Annotated in this window: 19 protein-coding genes and 1 pseudogene; 14 read left to right on the forward strand and 6 right to left on the reverse strand. The window is 40.2% G+C overall.

Annotation, left to right across the window (positions count from 1 at the left end; translation table 11 throughout):
- Window positions 1–161 (reverse strand): annotated as a pseudogene (locus IEV18_RS17305) (IS4 family transposase); the annotation flags it as partial.
- Window positions 162–540: 379 nt separating this feature from the next.
- Window positions 541–1,143 carry a 30S ribosomal protein S4 gene (rpsD, locus tag IEV18_RS14075; protein ID WP_188393027.1) on the reverse strand — a complete coding sequence of 201 codons (603 nt, stop codon included), beginning with the start codon at window positions 1,141–1,143 and terminating at the stop codon, window positions 541–543.
- 340 nt (window positions 1,144–1,483) lie between these two features.
- Here rpsD and IEV18_RS14080 point away from each other — a divergent pair, with 340 nt between their 5' ends.
- Window positions 1,484–3,241 carry a sensor domain-containing diguanylate cyclase gene (locus IEV18_RS14080; RefSeq protein ID WP_188393028.1) on the forward strand — a complete coding sequence of 586 codons (1,758 nt, stop codon included), beginning with the start codon at window positions 1,484–1,486 and terminating at the stop codon, window positions 3,239–3,241.
- 57 nt (window positions 3,242–3,298) lie between these two features.
- Here the strand turns inward: IEV18_RS14080 and msrC are convergent, their stop codons facing one another.
- Entirely contained in the window at window positions 3,299–3,781 is a 483-nt protein-coding gene (msrC, locus tag IEV18_RS14085; RefSeq protein ID WP_188393029.1) for a free L-methionine (R)-S-oxide reductase MsrC, read from the reverse strand.
- A gap of 120 nt (window positions 3,782–3,901) precedes the next feature.
- Here msrC and refZ point away from each other — a divergent pair, with 120 nt between their 5' ends.
- The 5 genes from refZ (at window position 3,902) to IEV18_RS14110 (ending at window position 9,202) form a co-directional block, all read left to right on the forward strand.
- Window positions 3,902–4,540 carry a forespore capture DNA-binding protein RefZ gene (refZ, locus tag IEV18_RS14090; protein ID WP_188393030.1) on the forward strand — a complete coding sequence of 213 codons (639 nt, stop codon included), beginning with the start codon at window positions 3,902–3,904 and terminating at the stop codon, window positions 4,538–4,540.
- A 197-nt stretch (window positions 4,541–4,737) separates the two neighbouring features.
- Window positions 4,738–6,426 carry a septation ring formation regulator EzrA gene (ezrA, locus tag IEV18_RS14095; RefSeq protein ID WP_188393031.1) on the forward strand — a complete coding sequence of 563 codons (1,689 nt, stop codon included), beginning with the start codon at window positions 4,738–4,740 and terminating at the stop codon, window positions 6,424–6,426.
- 130 nt (window positions 6,427–6,556) lie between these two features.
- Window positions 6,557–7,696 carry a cysteine desulfurase family protein gene (locus IEV18_RS14100; RefSeq protein WP_188393032.1) on the forward strand — a complete coding sequence of 380 codons (1,140 nt, stop codon included), beginning with the start codon at window positions 6,557–6,559 and terminating at the stop codon, window positions 7,694–7,696.
- A 6-nt stretch (window positions 7,697–7,702) separates the two neighbouring features.
- Window positions 7,703–8,905 carry a tRNA uracil 4-sulfurtransferase ThiI gene (thiI, locus tag IEV18_RS14105; RefSeq protein WP_188393033.1) on the forward strand — a complete coding sequence of 401 codons (1,203 nt, stop codon included), beginning with the start codon at window positions 7,703–7,705 and terminating at the stop codon, window positions 8,903–8,905.
- A 96-nt stretch (window positions 8,906–9,001) separates the two neighbouring features.
- Window positions 9,002–9,202, forward strand: coding sequence for an alpha/beta-type small acid-soluble spore protein (locus IEV18_RS14110; protein WP_188393034.1), 201 nt, complete (start codon window positions 9,002–9,004; stop codon window positions 9,200–9,202).
- 58 nt (window positions 9,203–9,260) lie between these two features.
- Here IEV18_RS14110 and IEV18_RS14115 read toward each other — a convergent pair whose 3' ends face one another.
- Window positions 9,261–10,061, reverse strand: a complete 801-nt coding sequence (locus tag IEV18_RS14115; RefSeq protein ID WP_188393035.1) for an NAD kinase — start codon at window positions 10,059–10,061, stop codon at window positions 9,261–9,263.
- Between the two features lie 163 nt (window positions 10,062–10,224).
- Between IEV18_RS14115 and IEV18_RS14120 the strand changes: the two genes are divergently transcribed.
- The 5 genes from IEV18_RS14120 (at window position 10,225) to IEV18_RS14140 (ending at window position 14,219) form a co-directional block, all read left to right on the forward strand.
- Window positions 10,225–10,770, forward strand: coding sequence for a DUF2953 domain-containing protein (locus IEV18_RS14120; protein ID WP_188393036.1), 546 nt, complete (start codon window positions 10,225–10,227; stop codon window positions 10,768–10,770).
- A gap of 13 nt (window positions 10,771–10,783) precedes the next feature.
- Entirely contained in the window at window positions 10,784–11,260 is a 477-nt protein-coding gene (gene ytfJ / locus IEV18_RS14125) for a GerW family sporulation protein (RefSeq protein ID WP_188393037.1), read from the forward strand.
- A gap of 146 nt (window positions 11,261–11,406) precedes the next feature.
- A complete protein-coding gene (tpx, locus tag IEV18_RS14130) occupies window positions 11,407–11,907 on the forward strand; it encodes a thiol peroxidase (protein WP_188393038.1) in 501 nt (166 codons plus the stop codon).
- A gap of 128 nt (window positions 11,908–12,035) precedes the next feature.
- A complete protein-coding gene (locus IEV18_RS14135) occupies window positions 12,036–13,019 on the forward strand; it encodes a class I SAM-dependent methyltransferase (protein ID WP_188393039.1) in 984 nt (327 codons plus the stop codon).
- 12 nt (window positions 13,020–13,031) lie between these two features.
- Window positions 13,032–14,219 carry an acetate kinase gene (locus tag IEV18_RS14140; RefSeq protein ID WP_188393040.1) on the forward strand — a complete coding sequence of 396 codons (1,188 nt, stop codon included), beginning with the start codon at window positions 13,032–13,034 and terminating at the stop codon, window positions 14,217–14,219.
- 50 nt (window positions 14,220–14,269) lie between these two features.
- Here IEV18_RS14140 and IEV18_RS14145 read toward each other — a convergent pair whose 3' ends face one another.
- Window positions 14,270–14,698, reverse strand: coding sequence for a universal stress protein (locus tag IEV18_RS14145; RefSeq protein ID WP_188393041.1), 429 nt, complete (start codon window positions 14,696–14,698; stop codon window positions 14,270–14,272).
- Window positions 14,699–14,823: 125 nt separating this feature from the next.
- Here IEV18_RS14145 and IEV18_RS14150 point away from each other — a divergent pair, with 125 nt between their 5' ends.
- Window positions 14,824–14,982 (forward strand): hypothetical protein, encoded by a 159-nt coding sequence (locus tag IEV18_RS14150; RefSeq protein WP_188393042.1) that lies wholly within the window; start codon window positions 14,824–14,826, stop codon window positions 14,980–14,982.
- A gap of 235 nt (window positions 14,983–15,217) precedes the next feature.
- On the opposite strand, the gene IEV18_RS14155 is transcribed toward IEV18_RS14150, so the two are convergent.
- Window positions 15,218–16,312 carry a M24 family metallopeptidase gene (locus tag IEV18_RS14155; protein ID WP_188393043.1) on the reverse strand — a complete coding sequence of 365 codons (1,095 nt, stop codon included), beginning with the start codon at window positions 16,310–16,312 and terminating at the stop codon, window positions 15,218–15,220.
- Between the two features lie 125 nt (window positions 16,313–16,437).
- Here IEV18_RS14155 and IEV18_RS14160 point away from each other — a divergent pair, with 125 nt between their 5' ends.
- Complete coding sequence (locus IEV18_RS14160; protein WP_188393044.1) at window positions 16,438–16,947, forward strand: DUF4178 domain-containing protein; 510 nt, start codon at window positions 16,438–16,440, stop codon at window positions 16,945–16,947.
- Between the two features lie 12 nt (window positions 16,948–16,959).
- A complete protein-coding gene (locus tag IEV18_RS14165) occupies window positions 16,960–17,631 on the forward strand; it encodes a PspA/IM30 family protein (protein WP_188393045.1) in 672 nt (223 codons plus the stop codon).
- Window positions 17,632–17,846 lie beyond the last annotated feature (215 nt).

The following is a 17,846-nucleotide window of genomic DNA, read 5'->3' on the forward strand; positions in this document are numbered from 1 at the left end:
TCGAAGATCAAACAAAAGATTAACTGAAAAATGTTAGCACAGGAAAAGCCAAAAGACTTTGTGATACCAGCATCGCGTAAGTATTTTAGGATGTTTAGTTCCTTAAATGTCGATTTTATTTCGTTTGGTAGTTGCTTATTTTGGTCATTATTCGCTATCATAGTAGGGGACACCTCTTCTTTTTGGTAGTGATTATAGTCAAATCTACTATACCAAAGGCTGAGGTGTTTTTCTTATTGACTATCTTGTCAAGGCACATATTACAGCAACTACGAGCGCTTGATAGAGCGAAGCGAATTATATTTTTCTCGGTGCGAAAGTTGAGTAATTATAAATTCAGCTTGTATTTTATTTTTTTGAAATATATCCATTCCCCTACATACGCCTAAACTGATTAATATTAATCAGCCCCAAATTAGCCCCAAATACGTTCATTTTCATGCTTTATCTTGCAATTCTAAGAAAAACAAAAAAGCCCCGAACCTTTGGTATTTCAAGGTTTCTAAGGCTTTTCATGCTACGCTTTGCAAAGTGAATTTCCTAACGAGAGTAGAACTCAACGATAAAGGATTCGTTAATTTCTGCAGGCAATTCGGAACGTTCTGGATAGCGAGTATATGTTCCTTCTTTTTTGTCTGCATCAAACGTTAAATATTCTGGAACGAAAGAATTTACTTCGAGTGCTTCTTTCACGATATCCAGATTTTGGGATTTTTCCCGCAATCCAATTGTTTGACCTGGCTCAACGAGGTAAGATGGAATATCTACCCGTCTTCCGTCAACTGTTACATGGCCATGGTTTACGAGCTGGCGAGCTTGCCGGCGAGTACGGGCAAAGCCGAGGCGGTAAACAAGGTTGTCTAAACGGGATTCTAAAAGAATCATGAAGTTTTCACCGTGAACCCCTTTCATTCTGCCAGCTTTTTCGAATAGGTTACGGAATTGACGTTCGTTCAATCCATACATGAAGCGTAATTTTTGCTTCTCTTGCATTTGCAAGCCGTATTCGGAAATTTTCTTCCGTTGGTTTGGTCCGTGTTGACCCGGTGCGTAAGGACGGCGATCTAATTCCTTACCAGTGCCAGTTAACGAAATGCCAAGTCGGCGGGATTTTTTCCATACCGGTCCAGTGTATCGAGACATTAGACATTTCCTCCTTGAATTTATTTTTGCATAAAATAAATCGAGCGTGTTCCTTACGCCAGACCATTTTGTTTTCATGTACCTTCGCTCCAGCAGCTAAGAGTTACACGATACACCTCTCAATGGAGGAACAAAATGAATGCAAGCGTCGGTCCACTAAGGCTACTTATTATTTTACACAAAGACTAGTATATAATTTATCTTGGCGGATGTCAACAAAGCAACTGTATTGGCTCAAAAAAATATCTGTAGGAAAATAGAACTGGTTGCGTTATAATTAAAAATAACTAATGAAAAAAAGATACGGAAATTTTTATAAATGATTAATCAGGTGATATGGATGAATAATATGAAGGATGATATATATGAACTTTTATCAGAATTTTTGAATCCTTCCTATGGCAAAAAACAGCTCATAAATGAAGTGGCAGTGCATGTCAAAGAGTTTTTCCATGCATCTTTCTCTGCATTTTACATATTCAATGAACAATGCAATTCATTTCAATTATATACGTATGCTACAGATATCGATACATTTATCCCTAAAGATAGAGTTAAAGATATGCTGGAATTCCATTCTTTTGATTCCCCGGTTCCGATGAAGATGAAAATGGTTCCTATAACGGTTTTCGACGGCTTGAAGGCAGTTCTTCTTCTCGGCTATGTTGACGATACATCGTTGCACGAGGAAAAAGTACTAGATACTTCGAACCAAAATCATATGGAATATGAATACGGATATTTATACCGGTTAAGCATCCAATTGTTTTCTGAAAACAACAGGGACGTTATTTTAAAACGCGTTGTGGAAGCTTTATCAAAACTGTATCCCGACTATACATATTACTTATTATTATCCCAAGATAGCGGGCTAAGTTCGGACTTGCCGGTAAAACAAATTCAGTTTAGCGACGATGTGACAAAAAGTTTGAGCGCCCAAGTATATATGACTGGCGAATTTCAAATGGAGAATCGTATAAAGGAGCGCCGTACATACTTATATGCACCAATGTCAGGAAAACAAGGGGTGTATGGTGTTTTACAACTTATTACTGATACGATTAGGCCGTTTTCTGCCAGTCATCTTGCTTTCGTAAAAGAGTTTGCCAGACTTGTCGGTATTGCGCTGGAGCGGGTCATTTTATATGAAAACTCAAAGCATCAAGTAGAGACCTTGTCGTTAGTAAATGAGTTTTCACAAAAGCTGAATGCCAATTTGGACTTATTGGAGATTATTAAAATCATCAAAAACGAAATTTTAACGATCAGTCATGCTGAGGAAGTTGGGTTTGTCTATTTTCGGGAGTCAGAACCGGATTATATTAAAATACGGGATGAGAGTACCGATTACTTTCGAACAGAGGAAGGGTATTCGTTCGCCAGATACTTGCTCAATATCGTCCTGGAAAATGAAGAGCCGATATTTAGCGGCATGTTTGAATGTGAAGGGAGAACAGACTTTCAGTCGGTAATTGCAATCCCGATGGATACCGCATTTCATAAAGGAGTTGCTGTCATTCTTCATCAGAACAGGTACCATTTTACTTTTCAGACCTTTAAATTAATGGAAGCCTTAATTCAGCATGCTACATTGGCGGTTACGAATACATTGCTGAAGGATGAGCTCCACCGCTCTGTTATTACGGATTATTTAACGAAACTATATTCACGGAATTATTTAGAAGAAAAAATTAATGAGAATATGGAGAAGGGGAACCGTGGTGTCCTCCTGCTGTTCGACATTGATAACTTTAAAAATATTAATGATCAATACGGTCACCATGTCGGGGATCAGGTGATACAGCAAGTTGCCCATATATTAAAGGAATGCAGCCGGGAAAAGGACATTCCGGCACGATGGGGCGGGGAAGAATTAGCTATTTATTTGCCTGATGAATCAATCCATTTTGGTCTGGATATAGCGAATAAAATACGGGAAAAGGTGCAAAGGAAGACAAATCCAAACGTTACCGTTTCTTGCGGTGTTTCCGCATGGACAGAGGAAAGTAATGATACGACGGTCGAATTATTTTTACGGAGTGATCAAGCGTTATACGAGGCAAAAAGTTTAGGGAAGAATCGGGTTATCCAAAATTAGTAAGATAAAGAAAGGAACACACTCGGAAGCAATTTCCGTTTGTGTTCCTTTTGGCATTCATTTTAAAGATGGAATTAATACCTCAACAAACTTTTCTAAATATTTTTGGTCAACTTTGTCAAAGCGATTTTTCACCGGACTGTCAATGTCCAATACCCCAAAAATTTCTCCGTCAATTATGATAGGAACGACGATTTCAGACTGGCTTGCGCTGTCACATGCGATATGGCCGGGAAATTGATGGACATCTGGAACGAGCTGTGTTCTCCGGGTTTCAACTGCCGTTCCGCATACCCCTTTTCCAAAACCGATACGCACACAAGCAGGAAGACCTTGGAATGGACCGAGCACTAACTCTCCATCCTTCCAAAGATAAAATCCGGTCCAATTCACCTTATCTAAAAATTGATAGAGCAAAGCACTGGCATTGGCTAAATTGGCTATTGTGTCCGTTTCATCACTAATCAGTGCTTCTAACTGCTTTAATACAAGTTCGTAATCTTTTTCCTTATTTCCTGAATATGACATCGTTTCAAACATTTTATTCCCCCTCAAAAGTCTATTATTAACCAATCGACAATTCTACCGATATTTGTCGAGCGAATATTGCAGGATTCCTTCTATTTATGTCGTAATTAGGGAGTAAGGAGTTGAGGACGAATGAAGGAAAACCCAGTAAAACGGAAAATTGTCAAAACAGCGTCCAACCTTTTTTTTCAAAAAGGATTCCATGGTACTTCCGTCCGTGAAATCGCCAAAAGAGCAAAAGTAAATGTTTCTGCCATCAGTTATTATTTCAACAGCAAACAAGGTCTGTTGGAATACGCGGTTTCCTATTACTATGAACAGTATCTTCGGAAGCTGGAAGAAACATTGTACAATGCTCAGCAAACGGAACCACTGGAACGGTTGTATGAATTAATTTTTTCCATTATACAGTATAAGCAGGAAAATTATCAATTTACGTGTTTTATTCAGCGGGAATTATCGATGGATTCTGTTTTTGTCAGAGAAATGGTTGTTACCTATTTGGCAAAGGAAAATCATCTGTTGGAGGAAGCTTTTGATGCTGTGTTTCGTGATCATATGAAGCTGCATAAAAAGCGTTACATTTTTATGCAGCTGAAAGGGATGTTAATCACTCCATACGTTCTCCACCATTGGAAAGATTTTGTCATCGGTTCCTATTCCAGTGACCTATTTGTAAAACATTACGTTTCCCATATTAAAGAATGGCTTGATTTTGTTTTTGAAAAATACACATCGCAACCGCCTTCCAAAAATACGAATTATATTTAAAGAATCTCTATGACGAATAACCGATAAAGGTGACGAAATTTGAATAAATTTGTATAATTTACAGGAAAAAACAACAGATTCATGGTATGATAAAATATATATTTTAAAATGCTTTATTCGTTATGGCGAATATTTACATAAAGATGAAAAAATATAAGGAACACCTCTTCGATGGTAAGAAGGTTGGGAGGCTTTTTATGGTTTACATCATAGGTACCATACTAGTCATAATCGTATTATTAATAATCGGATTGATTTGGCGCAAACGAATATATGATCAGGTTGATAAACTGGAAAGCTGGAAATTAGATTTGATGGGCCGTGATGTAGCTTCACAGCTCAGTAAACTGAAAAGATTAAATTTAACTGGTGAAACCCAAGAAAAATTTGAAACGTGGAAAGACAAGTGGGAAGAAATTGTAACGAAGGAACTTCCAGATGTGGAAGAAATGCTTTTTGATGCAGAGGAAGCAGCAGATCGGTTCCAATTTTCAAAAGCAAAGAAAATCCTTACAAGTATAAACAGCCATTTGCAGTCCATTGAAAAAGAGATAGAGATTATCTTACAGGAATTGGCTGAACTGCTCGAATCGGAAGAGAAGAGCAGGGAAGAAGTAGAAGAATTGGAGCCGAGCCTAAAAGAACTGCGGAAACATTTGTCCCAGCACCGGTATCAATACGGAAAAGCCGAAATTTACTTTGATGTGGAAATTGATGAAATTGAAAACGGCTTGAAAAACTATTATGAACTAGTCGAGGAAGGAAATTATATTGAGGCCAAATCTTTAGTTGACGAACTAAAGGAACGGAAAATCGAATTAGAGCAATTAATCAGTGATTTTCCGGGTATTTACAAAGCGTGTAAACATGAGCTGCCAAGCCAATTGGACCAGCTGCTTGCGGGAATTAAGGAAATGAAAGAACAAGGCTTCCGGGTAGAGCATCTAGCTTTTGAAAAGGAAATTCATACATATCAGGGAAGACTGCTTGATTTCCTTCGCTCTTTGGAAAAGGGAGAAGTAGAGGGAGTCGAACAAGCTTTAATCGACCTGGAAGAGAGAATTCAAGAAATGTATCAGTTGTTGGAAAAAGAGGCGGTAGCCAAAAGTTATTTAGAATCGAAAATGCCGAATTTTGAACAATCGATTCAGCAGCTGAGTGAAAAATATCATGTAACAACTGAGGAAGTCGAAGAAATTAAAAAAGCGTATTTCCTTGAAGATAGCGATTTGGAAAAATATTTATCGTTAGGAAATTCGATTTCGGCGCTCCAGGATAAACTGGAACAGATTCGCCTCGGACTTGACGATGAAAAGGTCGGCCATTCCGAATTGCGGGAAGAGCTGGAGGCGGGATTTGCTGCATTGGAACAGCTGGAAGAACAATTAGAAGAGTTTAAACAGGCGATTCACAATTTGCGGAAAGAAGAACTGGAAGCCCGGGATACACTTCATGAAATGCGAAATAAACTGTATCATTTAAACCGAAAACTAAAGAAAAGCAATATTCCGGGAGTGCCGGAGCATATTTGGAAAAGCATTGAAGAAACGACAAATAAAAATGAACAGGTTATGAAAGCGTTGGAACGTAAACCGTTAGATATTGCTGAAGTTCAACAGGCATTGGCAAATGCTTCCCAATCGCTGGAACAGACGGTGGATCAGACGGAATTAATGCTTGACCAGGCATTTTTAACGGAACGGGTCATCCAATACGCCAACCGTTACCGGAGCAAAAATCCAATCTTGGCTGCCAAATTGATGGAAGCGGAGCAATTGTTTCGCACGTATCAGTATGAACTGTCCTTGGAAACAGCGGCAAAAGCGTTGGAAGAAGTCGAACCTGGCGCATTAAAACGATTTGAAAATATTCCTGTTGAGGTTTAATGTTTATCTCTGTTCTTTGTCTGGAAAATAGGGTAAATTATACGATGAAGACGAAAGGCTGTCATTTAGATATTGCTAAATGATCAGCCTTCCTTGTTTGGAGAAGACTGGATGAAAAGGAGTCATAATGGTGATTTATTTAGATAACAGTGCGACGACAAAACCAGATCCAGAGGTATTAGCAAGTTTCCAGAAGGTGTCGGAAGAATATTATGCCAATCCTTCTTCCATTCACCAGTTTGGAGGAAACGCAGAAAAATTATTAGTTGCGGCGAAAAGACAAGCAGCGCAGCTGTTACAAGTAGAGCAGGAAGAAATTATTTTTACCTCCGGCGGAACGGAAGGAAATAATATGGCAGTAAAAGGCATCGCTCTGGAGCATCAGCAGAGGGGAAAACATATTATAACTTCCAGTATCGAACATCCTTCGATTTATGAAGCATGCAAAGCGTTGGAAAAATTAGGATTTGAGGTCACCTATTTGCCCGTGGATGAAAAGGGCATCGTATCTGTTGATGATATGAAAAAAGCAATCCGGAAAGATACGATACTAGTTACGATTATGCATGTGAATAATGAAATCGGGTCGATTCAGCCGATTGCTGAAATCGGAAAACTTTTGCAGCAATACCCAAAAATATTTTTTCATGTAGATAATGTCCAAGGATTCGGCAAAGTGCCATTGCATTTAAAAAACGCCGCCATCGACTTATGTACCATATCCGGCCATAAAATCCACGGGCTAAAGGGAACCGGGATTTTATACGTCCGGAAAGGAGTTGCATTATTCCCGCTGTTTCATGGTGGAGAACAGGAATTAGCCATCCGGTCCGGTACGGAAAATTTAGCAGGTATTGTTTCTTTAGTGAAAGCGATGCGACTTGCGAAGGAGCGGGAAGAAGAAGGAATTCGGCATATGTCGGAATTGAAATCTTATTTGATCCGCGCTTTCGAAAAAATGGAAGGCGTTTTTGTCAATACGCCGGAAAATAGTGCGCCGCATATTGTCAATATATCCGTTCCTGGAATTAAGCCGGAAGTGATTATTCATATGCTTGGCGAGCAAAATATTTATATATCGACGAAATCAGCCTGCTCCTCGAAAGTGAAGGATGAAAGCATGGTATTAGCAGCCTGCGGATATTCTAAAAATAGAACTACAACTGCACTTCGCATCAGTCTTTCTTACGAAAATACGATGCAAGAGATGAAAATATTTGTAGACGCACTGGAACGATCAATCAAACAATTTAAAACAACAATGGAGTAGATAAAAATGCAATTTGATCATATTTTAATACGTTATGGGGAAATGGCGTTAAAAGGAAAAAATATTAAGCAGTTTATCACCCAATTACAGCAAAATATTCAGCAAAAATTACAGGATTTCCCCGGTGTAAAGGTGAAACGGACCCAAGGGAGAATGTTTATTTTGCTCAATGGACATGATCCGGTGCCGGTCATGGAAAAATGCAAAAAAATTTTTGGCATCCAGAGTTTAAGTTTGGCGATAAAAGTGGATAATGATGTAGAGAAGATAAAAGAAGCGGCACTTTATGCTTTGAAGGAAAATACAAATTGTAAAACATTTAAAGTCACCGTAAAGCGAATTAATAAAGATTTTCCCGTCCCTTCCCAGGAAATGAATCAAGTGCTGGGAAGACATTTGCTTATTCATACCGATGGGTTTACCGTTGATGTTCACCATCCGGATGTGGAGGTAAAAGTAGAGATCCGCAACGAAGCAACTTACATTACATCTAGTGTGGAACGGGGATTGGGCGGACTGCCTGTCGGTTCCTCCGGGAAAACATTGCTGCTCTTGTCCGGCGGGATTGACAGTCCCGTTGCCGGGTTTTTGGCGATGAAACGAGGGGTAGAGCTGGAGGCGATTCATTTTCATTCCCCGCCTTATACGAGTGAACGGGCGAAGCAAAAAGTCATCGACTTAACAAAGCAATTAACGAAGTACGGAAAATCAATTCGTGTTCACATTGTTCCTTTTACGAAACTGCAGCAGGAGATTTTTCGGGAGATGCCAGAAAGTTATGGGATGACGATTATGCGGCGGATGATGTTTCGCATCGCGGAAGCTGTCTGTAAAAAAGAATCGATTCTCTCCATTACAACGGGAGAAAGTCTTGGCCAGGTAGCGAGTCAAACGATGGAAAGCATGCACGCAATCAACGAGGTAACCAATTATCCAATTTTGCGTCCGTTAGTTGCGATGGATAAACAGGAAGTTATTGAAATCGCCCGCAAAATAGGCACTTATGAAATTTCGATTTTGCCTTATGAAGACTGTTGCACGATTTTTGTCCCAAAAGCGCCAAAAACAAAGCCAAACAGAGATAAAGTGATCTATTACGAATCGGCTCATGATTTTGGGCCGTCCATTCAGGAAGCTATTGATGGAATCGAAACAATCAAGATTACAGGAAATACTGACGTAGAACCTACTTTTGAAGATTTATTATAGGGAAAAATATGCAAAACTAACAACAACTACCAATTTGTCCGATGCATGGTTCACCTTCGATATGGTTAATCTATAAATGCCAAGGAGGTGAACAACATGGCTAACAACAACAACTCTAATCAATTACTAGTTCCAGGTGCACAACAAGCACTTGAACAAATGAAGTATGAAATAGCTCAAGAGTTTGGTGTTCAACTTGGTGCTGATACAACTTCTCGCGCTAACGGTTCTGTTGGTGGAGAAATTACAAAACGTTTAGTATCTATGGCTCAACAACAATTTAGTGGCGGTCAATAACAATTGAATAAAAATGGCAAGGGTGTCACCCTCATCTGGGGACACCCTTAAATTTTTGTTATAGGAACATCCGCCTTACCCGGTCCCAGTACGTATTATTTTTTAATTTTATTGTTTTTACGACTAAATCTTCCATGTAAACTTCGATGTTATTGATTTTGCGAATCGGAAATGCTTCGTTGTCAAAACTTACAATCGGGTGATCGTTACCCTGTTCAATAACTTCCAGCCGCAAATGCCGGTTTTTGCTTAGGATGAAGGAGGAACCGAGGGTCCGGTAATCGTTATTGTTTAACGAATCAATTTCCGAAACTTGAAAGCTTGGAAGCAACGGATCTACAACGGCACCGTTTGCTGATTTGTTGTAGCCGGTACTCCCCGTTGGCGTGGCAACGACAAGCCCGTCTCCCCGGAACGTTTCAAAATATTTATTGTCAATATATACGTTAATGACGATTGTTTTTACGATCGTGGAACGGATGGTTAACTCATTTAAACAGTAAAAAGGAGTGCTATCATTTACTTTTGTCGTAATGACGGGAAATTTTCGCACTTCCATTTCTTCATTTAAGATCGTATGAAGAAAATCGTCAAAACTATGTAAATCGAAGTCACAGTACAGGCTGGAGTTTTTCGTCGTATTGATTCCTGAATATAGAGCATTTTGGCGAAATCTGCTCTGCCGTACCGCCTGCAGGAAAGTACCGTCACCGCCTACGCTGACAATTATGTTTGCCTCTTCATGATGAGGCACTGGCTCAAAGCCGTGTTCCCTTGCTTCATGAATTAGCCGCTCCAAAAACTTTTCCGTTATTCCATCCTTTTGGCAATAGAAGAATAATCTGTTCCTTTGCTCCATATCATTCTCTCCTGTCTTATATAGTAGGCCTGATTTCATTTTAACATTATTTTCGTTTTCTTCCATTTCTCCCGAACAGCAAATAAATTTATATTGTGAGTAGAAAAGTATTTTTTTGGCAAAATATAAGGAGAGTAATGCAAAAGAGGCCTGAGGTGTCCATATGTTCATAATTATTCTTTTGCTTTTTGTTCTATTTCTTGTGTTGTCTCTTTTTGCTCGGCTGTACGTAACCTTTTCCTATTCATTCCAAGGTTTGAACCAGGAGATAAATGTCCATGTATCTATTTTCCGGTTCTCCCTAATGAATAAGAAACTTCCCATTCCGACAGAAAAAGAAGATAAAACTTTATTTGAATTGGGAAATCATCCGGATTCATTAGGTGACCAGCTCGATCTATGGAAAGATTACGTTAAACAGATTAACAATATGTTTCGCCGGTTTCGTATCCATTATTTCCATTGGTCGACAAACGTCGGAACTGGTGAAGCTGCTTCAACCGGTATCATATCCGGCCTGCTATGGGGAATAAAAGGCACTCTCGTAGCTTTCATCACGAAGCAAATGAATATATTGCAGCCGGCAGACATTTCCGTTGTCCCTGAATTTGAACGGGAAACGATTAAGACGGAAATTGATTGTCTAGTATCCATGAAGTTGGCGGATGCATTATTGGCCCTATTCAATATGCGAAAACTGTTCAAGTAAAGGAGGATTTAATATGGATGAACACCCGATTCAAGGTTTAATGACCTCAGCGATGGAAAATTTAAAGTCGATGATTGAAGTAAATACGATTGTTGGCGACCCGATTGAATCTCCGGATGGCAGTTTTATCATTCCTGTTTCCAAGCTTGGATTTGGCTTTGCTGCAGGAGGCAGTGAGTTTCAAGCTGGAGACCAGGGGGAATTTTCCAGCTTGCCTTTCGGCGGCGGGAGCGGCGGAGGAGTATCAATTACTCCGATAGCCTTTTTAATCATTGGCAAAAAAGGAATTAAAATGGTACATCTGGATGAAAACACCCATTTGTATGAAAAAATATTGCAGCAAACTCCGCAGCTGATGGAAAAAATTCAAAAAATGCTTAAAGATGAAGACGATGAAAAGGGGAGGAAACCAGAGAAAAAAAAGGTGATAAAAGTGAAGGAAGAAGATGAGGAAGGAGAAGAAGAAGAAACTTCCCAATACGATATTTAAGTGTGGCGAACAGGTTATAATATCCTCTTTTTCCATTGGAAAGAGGGAGAAATGAGCTGAATCGTACGGCATGCGGCTATCATATTATTGGACAAGAGAAAGTGAAAAAAGGATAATTAATATAAGATGGAAAAGGAGGGAAAACGATGGCAAAAGTTACCTTTAAGGGAAACCCAGTCACGCTGATTGGAGAGGAAGTAAAAGTTGGCGACACAGCACCTAACTTTACTGTTTTGTCCAATGATTTAAAAGAAGTCACCCTGGACGATTATGAAGGAAAAGTAAAATTAATTGCAGCTGTCCCATCCATCGACACCGGGGTATGTGCTGAAGAAACGAGACGTTTCAACGAAGAAGCGGAGAAATTAGAAAACGTCCAAGTCTTGACGATTAGCATGGATTTGCCTTTCGCTCAAGCCCGCTGGTGTGCAGCAGAAGGAATTAAGAACCTGGATACATTGTCAGACCATCGTGAAGGTTCTTTCGGCAAAAATTACGGCGTGTTAATGGAAGAATTACGTCTATTGGCAAGGGCAATTTTTGTAGTTGACTCCTCGAATAAAGTGACTTATGTCGAATATGTGCCGGAAGTATCAACCCATCCAAACTATGAAGCAGCATTGGAAGCGGCAAGAAATGCAAAATAACATATAAATGTTCAGGCCTCGTATAGGGGTCTTTCTTTTTGTGTAAAGTGGTATATTAAGTATATTTCTTTACATATTTTTTTCTTTTGTTAAAATGAATAGGTTGTTACATATATGGAGGGAGACGTATGGGGAAAACGAAGGTGGAACAAGTTTTCCATTTAATCGACCATTTAGCCGAATTGATACAAAAGGAATCCGATGAGCCATATTTGGATAGCTTGGCCATCGCACTGGAAGTCCTTTTTTATGAAGATATCCCGAATGACTGGAAAGATACGGAAATCAGTTCATCTTTAAAAGAAGCAGATTTGTCTGCATATTCCTTGGATGAATTGCGGAAAGGGATACAGTTTGCCATTTTAAAAGGAATGAAGGACTCGGTGCAATCTCAGCACATGATGACTCCTGAGAGTGTTGCTATGCTAATCGGCTATTTTGCCGAACAGCTGATGGAAAAAAGGAAAAGCATTCGTCTCTTTGACCCGGCAAGCGGAACCGGAAATTTGCTGCTTACCGTGATGGAAAGGTTAAAAGAGAAAAGGATTGCCGCCTATGCCAGTGAAGTCGATTCGACGTTAATTCGCCTCAGTGTCGCGAGCAGCAATTTGCAAAAGAAGCAAGTCGAATATTTCCATCAGGATAGTTTACGCCCGCTATTATTGGATCCGGTTGATTTAGTGATCGCCGATTTGCCTGTCGGGTATTACCCTGATGATGTTCGCGCCCAAGAATTTCAGCTAAAGGCAGACGAGGGACATTCTTATGCCCATCATCTTTTTATTGAGCAAAGTTTGCTATACACGAAAGAGGCAGGTTTTTTAATCTTCGTTATCCCGGAATTTTTGTTCGACAGCGATCAATCTGACCGGCTGCGTCAGTTTCTTTATGATCATGCCCACATAGTTGGGATTATTCGTCTTCCAGATACCGCTTTTAAATCAAAACAAGTAAAAAGCATCCTTATTTTACAGAAGAAAGGTGAGCATACTAAGACTGTTAAACAGCCGTTGCTTGTGCAAATGCCATCATTTAAAAATCATCATGCCATGGCGAATATCCTGGCACAAATGAATAAATGGTTTGACACCAATAAAGGAAAATTATTGTAGGAGTTGACATCAATGAATAATGTACTTGCAGTAAATGCAGGCAGTTCTTCGTTAAAGTTCCAACTTATACACATGCCGGAGGAAGAAGTAGTTGCTAAAGGGGTCGTCGAAAGAATCGGATTAACAGACTCCATTTTTACAATTGAAGCTAAAGGCGAAAAAGACAAAACCGTTGGTGATATTCCAAATCACGGAATTGCTGTAAAAAAACTGTTAGATGCGCTAATTTCCAAAGATGTCGTAAAATCATTCGATGAAATTCATGCAGTCGGTCATCGGGTTGTTCACGGGGGAGAATATTTCAGTGATTCCGTACTCATTACCGATGATGTCATTGCCAAAATCGAAGAAACGTCGGAACTTGCTCCGCTACATAATCCGGCGAATTTAACGGGAATCCGTGCTTTTAAAGAAATTTTGCCGAACGTGCCGATGGTTGCAGTGTTCGATACCGCTTTTCACCAAACGATGCCCGAGTCTTCTTATCTGTACAGTCTGCCATACGAATATTACAAAAAATACGGCATACGGAAGTACGGCTTCCATGGAACGAGCCATAAATATGTGACGGAAAGAGCGGCAGAAATATTAGACGTTCCGATTGAAAATTTACGCTTAATCTCCTGTCACATCGGAAACGGAGCGAGCATCACGGCCGTTCAAGGCGGAAAATCGATTGATACGTCAATGGGCTTTACGCCATTGGCTGGAGTGACGATGGGAACGAGGTCAGGTGATGTGGACCCGGCATTAATTCCGTATATTATGGAAAAAACCGGGAAAACCGCCGATGAAGTTATAAACGTATTAAACAAAGAAAGCGGAATGCTTGCCTTGTCCGGATTTTCCTCCGATTTACGGGATATTGAAGCACAGGCAGATACGAATCCGCGAGCTGAACTGGCACTAAACGTTTTTGCAGAAAGAATTCATAAATATATCGGGTCCTATGCTGCGAAAATGTCTGGAGTCGATGCAATTATTTTTACGGCTGGAGTCGGTGAAAACAGTCCGACAGTCAGGGAAAAAATCTTAAACGGATTGGAATTTATGGGAGTATATTGGGATCCTCGGAGAAACGATGTACGCGGAAAAGAACATTTAATCAATTATCCGCATTCACCGGTGAAGGTGCTCGTTATTCCTACGAACGAAGAAGTCATGATTGCGAGAGATACAATCCGTTTGGCTCAAGCTTAAAGGAAGGAAAAAAGCTATTCAAAGAAATCTCTTTGAATAGCTTTAATTCTTTATCTGACAACTAACACATCACAGGATGCATGTCTTGTAATACTTTCCGAAACACTGCCGATTAAAAATCTTTCCACCGCAGTCATACCGGTGGCGCCGCATATAATTAAATCCGCTTTAAAATCATCAGCAATATTTTTCGCGATTTTCACTTTTGGAGATCCAAATTCGATACAACGTTCAATATCGGTGATACCAGCATTTTTTGCTTTTTCCACATAACCATCTAACAATTCCCTTGCATATTGCTCCGCACGTTCTGCAATCGTCCGGTCATATGCTTCTGCAGTAGCAAAGGTGCGGGAATCAACGACGTGGGCAAGAATCAATTTTGCATTATTGCGTTTAACAATATCCAAAGATTTAGTGAAAGCCCTTTCAGCCGCTTCCGAGCCGTCTACTGCAACGATAATATTTTTATATTCCATGGTATCTATCCCCTTTCAATTTTATTATAAGTCTAATATGAAAGCGCTTCAATCACCTTTGGAAAATTTTAGTTACAACTTTGTTACAGAATTGGACACACTATTTTTAAGCGGAGGTGATAGAAGTGGCTGAGCATAAAAACCGAAATCGCAAACTTTTTGAGGATAAAGACGGAGTTCAGGCAGTCCGTAATCAGCTGTTTGAAAGTTATCAAGTTGGTGTTGTCGATGATGAACTGGATAATAATATCGGCATATATCATTTTAACAATCAAAAGAAATAAGAGTGAGAAGGGTCTGGCAATTTGGCCCTTTTTTAATGTTCGCTGACATAGCAGATCGTCGCAATAATAAAAAGGGTTTATAAGCCGATTTTTTGCGCCGAAATTGCAAAGAATTTTGTGCTGGATTCAAGTGCAGAATGCCTAAAGCTGAAGTATCGGTACGGCTTGCCGAGAAATGATGGCATTCAACTAACAAATATGGCTCCAATTGTAAAATCAATCGGAGCCATGATTATTATGAAATAACTGTCAATTCTTTCGGGTATTTCGTCAAAACTTCGATTCCTGATTTTGTTACAAAAATCATGTCTTCAATCCGAACTCCGCCAACTCCCGGCTGATAAATTCCAGGTTCGATCGTATAGCACATTCCCGGCTTGAGCGGCAACGTATTGTTCTGATGCATGGAAGGATATTCATGGGTTTCGATACCTAAACCGTGGCCAATCCGGTGATTAAAATATTTTCCATACCCAGCCTTTGCAATTACGTCCCGGGCAGCTTTGTCGATATCTCCCGCTGGTACACCGATATTGGATGTTTCAATGGCTGTTTCCTGTGCCTGAAGCACCGTTTCGTATACTTTTTTCTGCTCGGACGAGATTGTCTGAAATGCAACGGTTCGGGTAATATCAGAACAATAGCCGTCAACAATGACCCCGAGATCAAAAAGAACTAAATCACCTGCCGTAATTTTCTTGGCGGATGGGGTCCCATGGGGAGAAGCGGTTTTTGTACCTGATAAGACCATCGTGGAAAATGACATTCCTTGTACGCCCTGCTTTTTCAATTGGTATTCTATTTCGGCAACGATATCAATTTCACTAACCCCTTCTTGTATCGCTTTTACTCCGATCTCCACCCCATAATCTGCGAGAGCTGCTGCTTGCTTTAACCGGCTATATTCTTCATCATCTTTAATGACACGAATTTGGGCGAGCAGCTCTTTGCCGTCGTGCAATTTCGTTTTAGGAAAAATTTCCTTGATCGCTTCGTGCCGTTCAATGGTGACATGGTCCCACTCAATTGCCAGGTTTTCCGGCGCAATATTTCGTTTATCCAATTCTTGCTGCAGCAAATGCCACGGATTTTCATGATCTTCATAGCCGATGATTTGATAAGGCCATCCGCAAGCTTTCGCATCTTCCGCTTCCATCGCCGGGACGATGATAACCGGTTCCGTCTGCTGATGGATAAAAGCGGCAATGACCCTTTCATGGGGATCGGTATAGTAGTTCGTTACATAGAAAAAATTGCCAGTGGAAGTAACGAGAGCACTATCCCATCCTTGCTTTTTCAATCCTTGCAATATCTTGTCAACTCGAGCCATGTTCTTTCCTCCTCGTATTAGATTAAATATAGTATATCAAAGGGGAGAATCCACGGAAAATTTTTGAAACCTTTTCTATCTTTATCCGTAAACATAGTAAGGATACCGACAAGCGAGGTGAGGCATTGAACCTATTTTCCAAAATTTTTTCAAAGAATGAGCCAAAACCGGCCGTTCAGGAAAAAACACCACTTTCGCTGGAGATAGGTGATATCGTCACTTACAATATGAAAGACTTTGAAGTGACAGGAAAAATAACCTACCGCGACGGACGGCATCAGTTGTTTCATTATTTGCTGTTTGACGATAGCGAAGGAAAAATTCTAACAGCATCGATGGATGAAGAAATGAAACTAGGTATTTTTCAAAGGGTTCTTCCTGCACATCATCAATCTTTTCCCAGCCACATCGAATATGAAAATGTCATGTACTATAAGGCAAGAGAAGCATCGGCAAGAATATTAGGATATGGGAGTTATTCCCGCCTCCATGGAATACTGGCAAAAGTTGCCGAATACAGGGATGCCGCTGGCAAATTCTTACTCCAGCTGGAAACATGGGGGACGGAACAAAAAATGATGATTGGGTATCCGATTGAACCCTTTGAACTAAAAATAATTGCAGGAAAAAAATAAGGAGGATGAAAAATGTTTCGCTTTTTTAAACGGGTTAAAACGGTAGTCAGTTCAGAATTAAACGCCATGCTGGATCGGGCAGAAGATCCGGTGAAAATGCTGGACCAGTATTTAAGGGACATGGCGGAGGATATTCGGGAAGTGGAAGCAGCGGTGGCAAAACAAATTGCCAATGAAAAAATGTTAAAACGGAAAATGAATGATGCGGAAGCAATGGTTCAGAAAAGAATGGAGCAGGCCGAGTTGGCGGTAGAAGCCGGAAATGACGACCTTGCCCGCCGTGCACTGCAAGATAAACGGGAGCATGAAGCCACAGCGAAAACGTTGCAGGAAACGTGGGAGCAAGCGAAGAAGGATGTCGATGAACTAAAAGCCAAATTAGATGAAATGAAGCGGGAATACCAGGAGATGGTTCTAAAGCGGGATACGCTGAAAGCTAGAGCAGAATCCGCCAAAACAAAAACGAAAATAAACCGGGCCATGTCTTCCATCGGCAGTGATGATGCGAAACGCGGCTTTGAGCGGATGGAAGAAAAAGTGCTGCAATACGAAGCGGAAGCGGAAACGAGCGAGGACCTCACGGAAGCTATCCGCACGTTAGATGATGAATTTAATGACGTGATGAAAGATGACGTGGATGAAGAATTGGCAAGCTTAAAGGAAAAACTCGGAAAAACTGAGTGAGGAGCAGCATGAAGGCTGCTCTCTTTACGTTGCAGGAAATTTATATCGCAAAAAAGGATATTTACAATCTTTGTCGAATAAATTCCATTAGACTGTAGTGTAAGGTAGTGTAAAAAGTTCTATGAAAACTACCCCAAAATAAAAATTCTAACCATTTTGGTTAGAGGAAAACTACCGCCATCGCTCTTGACAAACACGACAATGGTTTCTGTGTA

This window comes from Compostibacillus humi (assembly GCF_014637175.1).
Lineage (GTDB): Bacteria > Bacillota > Bacilli > Bacillales > Amphibacillaceae > Oceanobacillus > Oceanobacillus humi.

What these genes read in the sequence shown, in the direction of transcription:
- ezrA (WP_188393031.1), top strand. Translation starts at nt 4,738, where the DNA reads ATGGTTTACATCATAGGTACCATACTAGTCATAATCGTATTATTAATA.
- IEV18_RS14080 (WP_188393028.1), top strand. Translation starts at nt 1,484, where the DNA reads ATGAATAATATGAAGGATGATATATATGAACTTTTATCAGAATTTTTG.
- refZ (WP_188393030.1), top strand. Translation starts at nt 3,902, where the DNA reads ATGAAGGAAAACCCAGTAAAACGGAAAATTGTCAAAACAGCGTCCAAC.
- IEV18_RS14165 (WP_188393045.1), top strand. Translation starts at nt 16,960, where the DNA reads ATGTTTCGCTTTTTTAAACGGGTTAAAACGGTAGTCAGTTCAGAATTA.
- IEV18_RS14120 (WP_188393036.1), top strand. Translation starts at nt 10,225, where the DNA reads ATGTTCATAATTATTCTTTTGCTTTTTGTTCTATTTCTTGTGTTGTCT.
- thiI (WP_188393033.1), top strand. Translation starts at nt 7,703, where the DNA reads ATGCAATTTGATCATATTTTAATACGTTATGGGGAAATGGCGTTAAAA.
- rpsD (WP_188393027.1), bottom strand. Translation starts at nt 1,143, where the DNA reads ATGTCTCGATACACTGGACCGGTATGGAAAAAATCCCGCCGACTTGGC.
- IEV18_RS14155 (WP_188393043.1), bottom strand. Translation starts at nt 16,312, where the DNA reads ATGGCTCGAGTTGACAAGATATTGCAAGGATTGAAAAAGCAAGGATGG.
- tpx (WP_188393038.1), top strand. Translation starts at nt 11,407, where the DNA reads ATGGCAAAAGTTACCTTTAAGGGAAACCCAGTCACGCTGATTGGAGAG.
- ytfJ (WP_188393037.1), top strand. Translation starts at nt 10,784, where the DNA reads ATGGATGAACACCCGATTCAAGGTTTAATGACCTCAGCGATGGAAAAT.
- IEV18_RS14110 (WP_188393034.1), top strand. Translation starts at nt 9,002, where the DNA reads ATGGCTAACAACAACAACTCTAATCAATTACTAGTTCCAGGTGCACAA.
- IEV18_RS14145 (WP_188393041.1), bottom strand. Translation starts at nt 14,698, where the DNA reads ATGGAATATAAAAATATTATCGTTGCAGTAGACGGCTCGGAAGCGGCT.
- IEV18_RS14140 (WP_188393040.1), top strand. Translation starts at nt 13,032, where the DNA reads ATGAATAATGTACTTGCAGTAAATGCAGGCAGTTCTTCGTTAAAGTTC.
- IEV18_RS14115 (WP_188393035.1), bottom strand. Translation starts at nt 10,061, where the DNA reads ATGGAGCAAAGGAACAGATTATTCTTCTATTGCCAAAAGGATGGAATA.
- msrC (WP_188393029.1), bottom strand. Translation starts at nt 3,781, where the DNA reads ATGTTTGAAACGATGTCATATTCAGGAAATAAGGAAAAAGATTACGAA.
- IEV18_RS14135 (WP_188393039.1), top strand. Translation starts at nt 12,036, where the DNA reads ATGGGGAAAACGAAGGTGGAACAAGTTTTCCATTTAATCGACCATTTA.